The sequence below is a fragment of the Bradyrhizobium sp. P5_C11_2 genome (assembly GCF_054049755.1).
In genome coordinates, this window is sequence record NZ_JBFULT010000218.1 from 1 (window position 1) to 11341 (window position 11341).

Below are 11341 nucleotides of genomic sequence, written 5' to 3' on the forward strand. Positions count from 1 at the left end.
GACATGCACCATGTCGAGCGGCGCCTTGGCGGTCCTTGCGATCTTCACGTCATCGGGCAATTCACCGACGACATCGCGATAGGCCGACGAAAGGCCGTCCACGAAAATACAAAAGCCCGGCTTGATGCCGAGCTTTTGCACTAACGGTTTGCCGGAATAGCCGGCCACGACGCGAGAGGCGTTACGCCTGCGGCTGCGGCTCCAGGCCGGGGTCCGGATCCGGCCGCGGGCGCGACTTGCCGGCCGGAGGCACGGCGGAGGCGCGCGGCGTGGTCGGCTCGAGCACGGACTCGCGGTTCGGCTTCTTGCCCTTGAGCAGGTCGATGATCTCGTCGCCGGAGAGCGTCTCGAATTCGAGCAGGCCCTTGGCGAGAGCTTCAAGGTCGGCGCGCTTCTCGGTGAGAATGCGCGTCGCTTCGTTGTAGCCCTCTTCCACGAAGCGCCGGATCTCGGTGTCGATCTTCTGAACCGTCGCCTCCGATGCGTTCTGGGTGCGCGACACCGACATGCCGAGGAAGACCTCGTCCTGGTTCTCGCCATACGACACGGTGCCGAGCGCCTCGGACAGGCCCCAGCGCGTCACCATCATACGGGCAAGGCGCGTGGCCTGCTCGATGTCGGACGACGCACCCGAGGTCACCTTCTCGCGGCCGAAGATCAGCTCTTCGGCGACGCGGCCGCCCATCATGATGGCGAGACGCGAGGTCATCTGCTCGAGCGACATCGACAGCTTGTCGCGCTCGGGCAGCTGCATCACCATGCCGAGCGCACGGCCGCGCGGGATGATGGTCGCCTTGTGGATCGGATCGGTCGCGACGACGTTGAGGCCGACGATGGCGTGGCCGCCCTCGTGATAGGCCGTCAAGAGCTTCTCTTCCTCGGTCATGACGAGCGACTTGCGCTCGGCGCCCATCATCACCTTGTCCTTGGCCTCCTCGAACTCGGCCTGGGTGACCATGCGCTTGTTGCGGCGCGCAGCGGTCAGGGCAGCCTCGTTGACGAGGTTCATCAGGTCGGCGCCGGAGAAGCCCGGCGTGCCGCGCGCGATGGTCTTGAGGTTGATATCGGGGGCCAGCGGCACCTTGCGGACGTGAACCTTGAGGATCTGCTCGCGGCCGACGACGTCCGGATTGGGCACCACGACCTGACGGTCGAAGCGGCCGGGACGCAGCAGCGCGGGATCGAGCACGTCGGGACGGTTGGTCGCGGCGATCAGGATCACGCCCTCGTTGGCCTCGAAGCCGTCCATCTCGACCAGCAGCTGGTTCAGCGTCTGCTCGCGCTCGTCATTGCCGCCGCCGAGACCGRCGCCACGGTGACGACCCACCGCATCGATTTCGTCGATGAAGATGATGCAGGGCGCGTTCTTCTTGGCCTGCTCGAACATGTCACGCACGCGGGAAGCGCCGACGCCGACGAACATCTCGACGAAGTCCGAACCCGAAATGGTGAAGAACGGCACGTTGGCTTCGCCCGCGACCGCGCGCGCGATCAGGGTCTTACCGGTGCCGGGAGGACCGACCAGCAGCACGCCGCGCGGGATGCGGCCGCCGAGGCGCTGGAACTTGCCGGGGTCGCGCAGGAATTCGACGATCTCTTGCAAGTCCTGCTTGGCCTCGTCGACGCCGGCGACGTCCTCGAAGGTGACGCGGCCGTGCGCTTCGGTCAGCATCTTGGCGCGCGACTTGCCGAAGCCCATCGCCTTGCCGGCGCCGCCCTGCATTTGCCGCGACAGGAAGATCCACACGCCGATCAGCGCGATGAAGGGCAGCCAGGAGACCAGCAGCGAGACGAACCACGGCACGTTGTCGCCCGGCGGCTTCGCGGTGATCTGGACCTTGCTGTCATAGAGGCGCTTGACCAGCGTCGGGTCGCTCGGCGCATAGGTCTGGAAGCTCGAGCCGTTGGTGAAGGTGCCGTGAATATCCGGGCCCTGGATCACGACGTCGCGCACATTGCCGCGATCAACTTCGCTCAGGAGCTGCGAGAAGGCGATGTCCTGCGACGAGGCGCGCTGACCCGGGTTCTGGAAGAGCGTGAACAACGCCAACAGCAGCAACACTATGATGACCCAGAGGGCGAAATTGCGCAGATTGGCGTTCATCGATCTTCCTTCGTGGTCGCGCGGATCGCGACCCTGATCCTTGGGCAGTGGCTTGGAGAGTGACTTGGGCAGTGCGAGGAAATCCCCAAGGAATCCTCTTGGTTAGACGCATACAATTTAGGTGCCGTCCCGGTCGCTGCCAAGGGAACGAGATGGGACTATTTATCCCATCTTAGAGCGATTCCCGCTGAAATAATGGCGACCGGACCCGGGTTTTTCCTGCCTGGTTAAGGTGGCCTGACGGCATGGGCGCGAAACGGCCGGTGTCATGGTCCGCCCCTATCCACCCTTGATCCGCCGGGCCGGCGCCGGCACGACGTGGATACGCCCCCCGGCAAGGCTGATCAAGGCTCCCGCAAGCGTCTGCTTCAGCGCCGGCCGGCCCTTTGCAGGTGCGCGGGCGCCTGCCGCGATGGCCTGATCAAGCGCGGCCATCAAGGCCTCGACCTTGCCGAGTTCCGCCGGCCCCTCATGGCCGAGTGCGTTGATGGCCCGCAGCAGGAGCCGCAGCCGGACTTCCTCCGGCAGGGCGGCGAAGGCCGCGGCTTCGAAGCTTCGCGCGCCCGGAGCATGCGGCGCATCGCCGCGATCCCGCAGCCGAAGGAAGCGCTCGGCGCCGTCGGCCAGCACCTCGACCGCCGCATTGGCCCGCGCCAGCCTGCCTGCGAGCCGCGTCAGATTGCGGGCATCGCCGCCCTCCGCCGCGAGCTGCGGCAGCAGCGCGCGCAGCCGCGGCCGGGTGAACGCGGTGTCGCGGTTGGTGGGATCATCGGCAAAGCCGAGCTTGGCCCGCTTCAGGGTCGCAACCAGCTGCGACTTCGGAACGTCGAGCAGCGGGCGCGCCAGCACGATCCCGTCGCGCTCGGACAGACGCGCCATCGCCGACAACCCGGCGATGCCGCTGCCGCGCAACAGCCGCATCAACAAAGTCTCGGCCTGGTCGTCGCAAGTGTGCGCGGTCACCACATGGCTCGCGCCGGCGCTGCGCGCGGCCCGCGCGAGCAGGCGGTAGCGGGCTTCGCGCGCCGCGGCGGGCAGCCCCGTCCTCGGTTTCGTCCCGCGCCAGCGCAGGGTCCGGTGCATCAACCCGAGCGCAGCGGCCTGCCGCTTGACCTCGCGCGCCTCGCGCGCCGCCTCCGGCCGCAAGCCGTGATCGACGGTGACGACCACCAGGCGGGGCCCGCGCGCAAGGCTGCGCTGCCAGCGCGCCGCGAGCCACATCAGCGCGACGGAGTCGGGCCCGCCGGAGACTGCGAGCACCAACGCCGGCGCGCTTCGCAGATCAGCGAAGAGCCGCCTCGCCTCGCGCGCCGAGATCGGTGAGTTGTCGTCTGACATTGACGCGGCCCAAGCCATCGCAGCAAGCCATCGCTGGCGGATGGCTCGCGATGTTTAGCGCAGCCCCGTCCGCATTGTCAGGACAGAATGCGGCGCCTCAGCACTTCACCCGCTTCTGCTCGCGGTCGACGGCGGCTTTGACGCCGGCGGAGGCGCGCGGATATTTGCGGCCGATCTCGCCGAAGGCGGCGCAGGCGGCCTCCTTCTCCTTCAGCGCGGCGAGCGACTGGCCGAGCCTCAGCAGGGCATCCGGCGCCTTGGCCGATTTGTCGTATTTGGTGGTGACGGCGAGGAAGGCTTCCGCCGAGTCGCGATATTGCTGGCGCTGGAAGTAGCTCTCGCCGAGCCAGTATTGGGCGTCGCCGAGCAGCGGGTCGCTCGGATATTTCTGCGCAAAATTCTTCATGGTCTGCTCGGCGAGCGCATAGTCCTTGCGCTGCATGTAGCCGATGCCGAGGTCGAACTCGTCGCGCGGCGTGGCCGAGGGCGGCAGGGTGGTCAGGCCCGTGCCGGCGGCAGGCGCGGGATAACCCTGTTGGGCCGGCGGATAGCCGGGCTGGGCTGCCGGCGGCACGCCCTGCTGATAGCGCGGGCTGGTGTTGGCGAGATCGAGCGGCTCGCCGGCGTTGCGCCCGCCGGGCGCACCGGTCGGAGCTCCCGCCGGCATCGGCTGCGGCCCACCGCCGAGCGCGCGCGGCGCGCCCGGAGCGCTTGGATTCTGGCTCGGGTCGAACGCATCGCCGCGGCGGCGAACGCCGGGCGCGCCCGGCTGCGGCGCTTCCTGAACGATCGGGGCCGGAGCTGCCGTCTGGGGATCGTAATTCGGCTGGGCGGGTTGCGGCTGCTGGCGATAGACCGGCGCGGACTGGGCGGGCGGCACGGCGGCGACATTGGGCTGGACCGGCGCCTGCCCGGGCGCGGCCTGCGCGCCGCCCTCGAGCGCACGGAGGCGCTCCTCGAGCTGGCGGTTGCGGTATTGCAGCTCCTCGTTCTGGCCGGTGAGCTGGCGCAGCTGGTTCTCCAGCCGCTCGATCCGCATCTCGGGGTCGTCGTCCGACTGCGCCAGGACGGGCGAGCTCAAGAAGACGGGCGAGCCCAAAGAGAGCAGCGCGGCGATCGCCACGGTGCCGGTAAAGACCTTAAATCTGGATGACATCTTGCCCTGACGACGAAAGCGAAATGGCCTGCGACGGAACATTCGACGCGCCACACATTGAAGGGGAGTACGCCAAAAATGTGACTGGAACAAAGGGGTTTTAGTCACAGAACGCTGAAACGAAACCGGCGCCCGAGAGGGCGCCGGCATGATCCGTTTCTGAAGCTGAACGGCACCTGACTGCGCGTCAGGAACTCGCGTTCAGCACGGTGACGGCACGGCGGTTCTGCGACCAGCACGAGATGTCGTTACAGACGGCGACCGGCCGCTCCTTGCCGTAGGAGATGGTGCGCATGCGGTTCGGATCGATGCCGCGCGAGGCCAGGAACGAGCGCACCGACTGGGCGCGGCGGGCGCCGAGCGCGATGTTGTACTCGCGGGTGCCACGCTCGTCGGCATGACCTTCGATGGTGAAGGAGTAGCGCGGATAGGTCTGGAGCCACTGCGCCTGCTTCTCCAGGGTCACGATCGCCTGCGGGGTCAGATCGGTCTGGTCGCTTTCGAAGAACACGCGGTCGCCCACGTTCACGACGAAATCCTGCTGGCTGCCAGGCGTCGCCGCGCTGGCCATCGCATCGGCACCCAGGTTCTTGTTGGCGCAGGCGCCCATCGACAGCGCGACCGCAAGCACTGCAGCCAGCTTCAATCCCTGGAGGATACGCATAGGATGTTTCATTCCGGAGCCTCCACGCTCACGTTAGTCCACTGCTGTCCGGTCTACAGGGGGTTGGTTAAGCGAACGTTCCGTCAACCTTGATGGGATGTTGCCAGAGCCGGTCAAATGCCCCCCACCGGCGAAAAGCAACCGTCATGGTTAATGGGTTGTAAATGTGGCGCGAGGGTGAAGGCAAGCCGCGTTAACCGGCAAAAACGCTGGTTCTGCTGCAATTTTGAGCCTGGGGCCGGAGCCGCCCGAAGCCTTCGGTGAGGCGCGCCCCACCCGACTCAGGCGTGAACGGCGTCCGGCACGAGCGCCGGCCGTTGCGGAGCCTGGTGCTGGCCGCCGCGGCCGAACAGCATCCGCCGCTCGAACGCAGTGGAGCGCATGATCGGATAACGCTCGAACACCTTCTTGCGGAAGGTCGGGAAGTCCGCCGCCATCAGGCCGAACGCCTTGGTGAGGCCGGGAACCAGCCGGGGCTCGGCGATCGGCGCGTGCAGGAAGACGCGGCGATAGAATGCCTGATGCTCGGGACGCACGATCGCAAGGCCGAGATCGGCGTTGAAATGCTCGCACGCCATATAGGCGAGACGCAGCGTCAGATAAGGCAATTCCGGAACGCGCTTCGCCTTGTCGGGGTCGGCGACAAATCGCGTCGGATCGATCATGACCTCGCCGCGCTCGAGCCGCGGCAGCAGGACTTCGGGGAAGACGTCGGCCGAGGTCGACTCGCGCCATTCCGAGGTCAGCACGCTGATGCGCACCGAGCTGCAGAGTTCGCCGTGGAGATAGACGCCGAACGTCCATGCGTTCGGAAGCTCGTCATACTGGTCGGTGACGCGTGCCTCGGAGGATTCCCTGACGGCACCTTCGCGCAGATAGGCGCGGTAGCGGAGGTTGTAGATCGCCTCCTTCTCCTCGGCCGTTTCGGCAATATGATAATCGACGTCGGTCAGGAGTTCGGCTCCCCGTCCAACAGCCGAAATGATCGCTCTGGCTGAGGACTGCATTCCAACTCCTTACCCGCCTTACCCGCCGCTCATCACACGCTCACACCAAGACGACGCAGAACAACTTGCGCGCGCGTGATGATTTATTAACAGCTTCTTAACAATGATGCAAAGCAATCGAAGGGTTAGGGTTAACCCTCCGTAGCACTACGGTGCCGACGCAACGGTCTGAAACGACAGGAAATTTCGAGAAGCAGAGTTAGGCGAAGGAGCGCGAGCTGGCGACCTGGAGCAGGGTCTCGCCGCGCCGTCCATGCGAGGCGTTGAGGAGCTGGCGCATCCGCACGGCGGGCACCGGACGGCTGAACAGATAGCCCTGCGCCTCGGAGACGGTGCCGTCGGCGCTGATCAGCTCGAGCTGCTCGTTGGTCTCGATGCCTTCGACCACGACCGCCATGCCGAGGTCGGCCGACAGCCGCGCCACGCCGCGCAGCAGCGTCAGCGGCCGGTCGGTGTCGATGCCCTCGAGGAAGGAGCGGTCGATCTTCACCTTCTGCATCGGGAAATTGTGCAGATAGCTGAGGCTCGAATAGCCGGTCCCGAAATCGTCCAGCGAGATGCGCACGCCGAGCGCATGCAGTTGCGACAGGATGTCGTGCGTGAGCTGGGTGTTGCGCAACAGCGAGGACTCGGTGATCTCGATCTCCAGCCGATGGGCCGGGAGGCCGGAGACCTCGAGCGCGTAGCGGATTTCGCTGAGCACGTCGCGCTGGTGGAATTGCTGCGGCGAGAAGTTGACGGCGACGCTGACGCCTTCGGGCCACTTCATGCATTCCATGCAGGCCCGGCGCAGGATCCAGCGGCCAAGGTCGACGATCAGGCCCATGTCCTCGGCGACCGGAATGATGTCGACCGGCGAGACCGTGCCGCGCACCGGGTGATTCCAGCGCAGCAGCGCCTCGCAGGTGGTGATCTTGCCGGACTTCAGATTGACCAGCGGCTGGTAGAACAGCTCGAACTCCTCGTTGGCCAGCGCCTTGCGCAGGTCGAGCTCGAGGATGCGGCGGGCCTCGACGGTCGCAGCCATCTCGTCGCGGAAGAAGCAGAAGGTGCCGCGGCCGTCGGCCTTGGCACGGTAGAGCGCCATGTCCGCGTTCTTGAGCAGCGTATCCGCGCTGACGCCGTCCGGCGAGGTCAGCGCGATGCCGACGCTGGCGCCGATCTCGACCAGATGATTGTCGATGCGGTAGCGCTCGCTCAGCCGCTCGACGATGCGGCGGGCGAGGCTCGCGGCGTCTTCGGCCGCGCCGATGTTCTGCTGGAATACGACGAACTCGTCGCCGCCGAAGCGGGCGACGAAATCCTCCGGCCGCAGCATTTCGCGCAGGCGGTTGGCGACCGCGCACAGGAGCTGGTCGCCGCAGGGATGCCCCAGCGTATCGTTGACCTGCTTGAACTGGTCGAGATCGATGAAGAGCAGCGCGGAGAGGCGCTCGGCATGGTGCGAATGCGCCAGCAGCCGCTCGATTTCGTCGCGGAAGCTGACCCGGTTGGGCAGCGCCGTGAGCTCGTCAAAGCGGGCGAGATGGGTGATGCGGGCTTCCGCATTGGTGCGCTCGGTGATGTCTTCCAGCAGCAGCACGGTGCCGCCGCCGGTCATCGGCTGGAACGTCCAGGCCAGCGTGCGGTCGCGCGCCGGGTCGGGATCGGCGGTGACGATCTCGCGAATCCGCGCATGCTCGATCTCGGCCAGGATCTGGTTGCCGCTGTCCGCCGAGATCGAGCCTGCGGCAACGCAGGCCGACACGATGTCCGCGGCGGTGGCGCCGCGCTTGACCAAATCGTCGGGCAGCGACATCACCACGCCGAAGCGATGGTTCATCACCGCGAGCCGGCCGTCGGCGCGAAACATGCAGAGGCCGTGCGGCATGTTGTTGAGCGCGGTGTCGAACTGGCTCGCCAGCGCGGATTCGCGGAAGCTCGAGGTCAGCGCCTTGACGAAGATCGCGTGCAGGCTGAGGTTGATGTTCTTCAAGGCGATGAAGAACATCCCAAGAATCACGGCGAGCCCAACGTGATAGAATCCACCGTGCAGCAGCAGGGCGAGCGACATCGGACCGCAGGCCAGCGCGACGTGCCACTGGATCACGCGGGGCTGGCCGTAATTGCGCGCGGCGCCGCCGGCGGTGTAGCCGACGGTGACGGAGATGCAGAGCATGTTCGCAACCGCATCGTCGTTGTTGAAGATGACGACGAAGCACCACAGGCCGATCACGCCGGCATAGACCAGCGCGCCCAACCAATAGCGCGGCTCCAAATGCCTCGCCTCTTCGAACGTCAGACCCGGTATCCGGTTTTCGTAGCGCCGCATCTGAAACGCGCGCGCCGTGCCGATGGCAATGATCAGGAACGCGATCGGCCACAACAAGACGTCGCCGGTCTTCAGCGCAGTCATGACCGCGGCCACGGCCGTGCTGGCCGAGCCGAGGAAGATCGCCCAGAAATTCTGCACCATAGAGTTGATGAGAGCGGCGTAGAGTATCGGCTCCAGCTCGTCTCGATCGCTCTGCTTCTGGTCGGCCAGCTGCATTGGCTTGTTACGCGTCCTGTTTGGGGCGTACTTTTACCCAGCCCAGGTGAAGCCTTTCTGAGGGAACATCGTTAAAGTCGAGTTGTTTTTCGGCAATAGCGAACCTGTTTCCGCTGACATATCAAGCAACTAGGCAAGCCTTGCCGGGCACAAGGTGAAGGAAACCTTGCGTCCCGGACGAAACGCGAAAAAATCGGCACGTTTTTTCGAAAACATCGCGCGTTGCGAACGCGCAGCTTCTCAAGCCCTTTCCGTTCCGATGGAATCGGAACGGAGCGCGTTTTCCTTAYGCGAACCGGTACCTACTTCGCCCGAAAACGCTCTACTGGCCCGCCGTCGAGGACAGCAGCGGCGACCATGCCGGGTCGGAGGCGAAGCCCGGCGTCGGCACCTTGAGCTCGTTGCGGCCGGAGATGTCGACGGAGTACAGCGACGGCCCACCGTTGCCGCCGGGATCGCGGAAGAACATCAGCACGCGGCCGTTCGGCGAGAAGGTCGGGCCCTCGTTGTGGAAGCCGGAGGTGAGCAGCCGCTCGCCGCTGCCGTCCGGCTTCATGACGCCGATCGAAAACTGCCCGCCGCCTTGCCTGGTGAAGGCGATGTAGTCGCCCTTCGGCGACCACACCGGCGTCGAATAGCTGGCGTTGGTGTCGTCCTTGGAGAAGGAGATGCGCTGCGCCTGTCCGCCGCCCGCGCCCATCACATAAATCTGCGACCTGCCGCCGCGATCGGACTCGAAGCAGATGCGGGTGCCGTCCGGCGAGTAAGACGGAGACGTGTCGATCGCCGGCGTGTCGGTGAGGCGCGTCGTCGAGCGCGAGCGCAGATCCATCACGAACAGGTTGGAATTGCCGCCCTGCTGCAGGCTCATGATGACGCGCTGGCCGTCCGGCGAGAACCTTGGCGCAAAGGTCATGCCCGGGAAGTTGCCGACGATCTCGCGCTGGCCGGTCTCGATGTTGAAGAGATAGACCTTCGGATCGCCCTGGCCGAACTCCATGTAGGTGATCTCTTGCGAGTTCGGCGAGAAGCGCGGCGTCAGCACGAGGTCGGAGCCGCGGGTCAGGTAGCGCACATTGGCGCCGTCCTGGTCCATCATGGCGAGCCGCTTGACGCGGCGCTCCTTCGGCCCGGTTTCGTCGACGAACACGACGCGGCTGTCGAAATAGCCCTTCTCGCCGGTCATGCGTTCGTAGATCTGGTCGGAGATGATGTGGGCGATGCGGCGCCAATATTCCGGCGAGGTGAAATATTGCTGGCCGGCGAGCTGCTGGCCGGAGATCACGTCCCACAGGCGGAATTCGGCCTTGAGCCTTCCGTCCGGCTGCCGTGTCATCCGGCCGGTGACGAGGGCCTGCGCGTTGAGGGTCTTCCAGTTCTGGAACTGCGGCGCAACGTCGATGTTGCTGATGCGCTCGATGAAGGCGGCCTGGTCGATCGGGGCGAACAGCCCCGAGCGCTTCAGATTGTTGGTGATGACCTGGGTGACGCCGTTGCCGACGTCGCCGTCGGACGGCGAGCCCGGCACGAAGCCGGAAATCGCGATCGGGATCGGCTGGAATTCGGTGGGGTCGATACGAAGCCGCGGCTGGGCTTGCTGGGCGAAGGCGCGTCCGCCCCCGAGCATCGCAAGCGTCGATCCGGTCAGGGTCATGAAGCGGCGGCGGTTCATCGATCGGACGTCACTCATTGCAAAATTCTTTTGTTCGGATGTCACAACATATCTTTCAGGCCGAAAGTCATCGGGATGAGCTTCCAGCTCTCGTACTGCGGCTTTGGCATGAACGAATAAACCTGACACTGCACGATGGCGCGCTTGGCGCTCTCCGCCACCGCCTGGGCGATCGACCGGGACGGTCCTCTCACCGCGACGACAATGGGCTCGGATGCCAGCGATCCATCGATCTTCATGGGGATGTCGATGTCGGCCTCGTACTGATCGGCGTCCTGCCCGTTATAGGTGGGCGTGAAGCAGCGCTTGACCGCGCCCTGGAATGCACCCCGCCAGGTCGCGACGTTGTTGGCCGCGGTCCCAGTCGTCGACCCCAGCGAGGCCGACGCATTCAGCGCCGTTCCAGCGAGCTCGTGCCTGGTCGCGGCGCGCTTGTCGAGGTCGCGCTGGATCTGCGCAGGATCGAAGCTGCGCTCCTTCGGCTTCGGCTGCTGCTGCGGCTGCACCGCCGCGACCTTCTGCTCCACCGGCTTCGGCGGCGGCTTCTTGGTGTCCAGCTTCTTCTGAAGCTCGGCGATCGGATCTTCCTTGGCCGGATCAGGCTTCTTTTCCTGCGGCTTCGGCTCTTCTTTCGGCTTGGCCTCGGCGACCGGCTTGGGCGGCTCGGGCTTCTTCTCGACCGGCTTCTCGACGGGCTTTGGCGGCGGCTCGGGCGTCGAGCTGGTCTTGATCAGCTCTTTCTTCTCGGTGACCTTGCCGACCGCGTCTTCCTCGGGCTTGGCCTCGGCGATCTTCTCGACCTTGGGCTTCGGCTCTTCCTTTTTGCCGGTCTTCTGCCCCGACATCATCTGCGCGAGCTGATCGGTGGAG

General features: G+C 65.7%; 8 protein-coding genes. All 8 read right to left on the bottom strand.

What is annotated here, in order from left to right; translation table 11 throughout:
• Positions 1 to 181: 181 nt before the first annotated feature.
• Positions 182 to 2104, bottom strand: coding sequence for an ATP-dependent zinc metalloprotease FtsH (gene ftsH / locus ACXJL8_RS20580; protein WP_456685479.1), 1923 nt, complete (start codon positions 2102 to 2104; stop codon positions 182 to 184).
• 279 nt (positions 2105 to 2383) lie between these two features.
• Entirely contained in the window at positions 2384 to 3442 is a 1059-nt protein-coding gene (gene tilS, locus ACXJL8_RS20585; RefSeq protein ID WP_456620256.1) for a tRNA lysidine(34) synthetase TilS, read from the bottom strand.
• Between the two features lie 97 nt (positions 3443 to 3539).
• Complete coding sequence (gene ybgF / locus ACXJL8_RS20590) at positions 3540 to 4598, bottom strand: tol-pal system protein YbgF (protein WP_456620255.1); 1059 nt, start codon at positions 4596 to 4598, stop codon at positions 3540 to 3542.
• Positions 4599 to 4785: 187 nt separating this feature from the next.
• Positions 4786 to 5274, bottom strand: coding sequence for a peptidoglycan-associated lipoprotein Pal (gene pal, locus ACXJL8_RS20595; protein ID WP_074121319.1), 489 nt, complete (start codon positions 5272 to 5274; stop codon positions 4786 to 4788).
• Positions 5275 to 5543: 269 nt separating this feature from the next.
• Entirely contained in the window at positions 5544 to 6269 is a 726-nt protein-coding gene (locus ACXJL8_RS20600; RefSeq protein WP_456620254.1) for an N-acyl amino acid synthase FeeM domain-containing protein, read from the bottom strand.
• A gap of 199 nt (positions 6270 to 6468) precedes the next feature.
• Positions 6469 to 8799 carry a putative bifunctional diguanylate cyclase/phosphodiesterase gene (locus tag ACXJL8_RS20605; RefSeq protein ID WP_456685480.1) on the bottom strand — a complete coding sequence of 777 codons (2331 nt, stop codon included), beginning with the start codon at positions 8797 to 8799 and terminating at the stop codon, positions 6469 to 6471.
• A gap of 322 nt (positions 8800 to 9121) precedes the next feature.
• Positions 9122 to 10489 carry a Tol-Pal system beta propeller repeat protein TolB gene (gene tolB, locus ACXJL8_RS20610; RefSeq protein ID WP_456685481.1) on the bottom strand — a complete coding sequence of 456 codons (1368 nt, stop codon included), beginning with the start codon at positions 10487 to 10489 and terminating at the stop codon, positions 9122 to 9124.
• A 23-nt stretch (positions 10490 to 10512) separates the two neighbouring features.
• Positions 10513 to 11341: protein TolA (locus ACXJL8_RS20615; protein ID WP_456685482.1), on the bottom strand; the 829-nt coding region annotated here is incomplete at its 5' end.

What these genes read in the sequence shown, in the direction of transcription:
- ybgF (WP_456620255.1), bottom strand. Translation starts at nt 4,598, where the DNA reads ATGTCATCCAGATTTAAGGTCTTTACCGGCACCGTGGCGATCGCCGCG.
- tolB (WP_456685481.1), bottom strand. Translation starts at nt 10,489, where the DNA reads ATGAGTGACGTCCGATCGATGAACCGCCGCCGCTTCATGACCCTGACC.
- ACXJL8_RS20605 (WP_456685480.1), bottom strand. Translation starts at nt 8,799, where the DNA reads ATGCAGCTGGCCGACCAGAAGCAGAGCGATCGAGACGAGCTGGAGCCG.
- ACXJL8_RS20600 (WP_456620254.1), bottom strand. Translation starts at nt 6,269, where the DNA reads ATGCAGTCCTCAGCCAGAGCGATCATTTCGGCTGTTGGACGGGGAGCC.
- tilS (WP_456620256.1), bottom strand. Translation starts at nt 3,442, where the DNA reads ATGTCAGACGACAACTCACCGATCTCGGCGCGCGAGGCGAGGCGGCTC.
- pal (WP_074121319.1), bottom strand. Translation starts at nt 5,274, where the DNA reads ATGAAACATCCTATGCGTATCCTCCAGGGATTGAAGCTGGCTGCAGTG.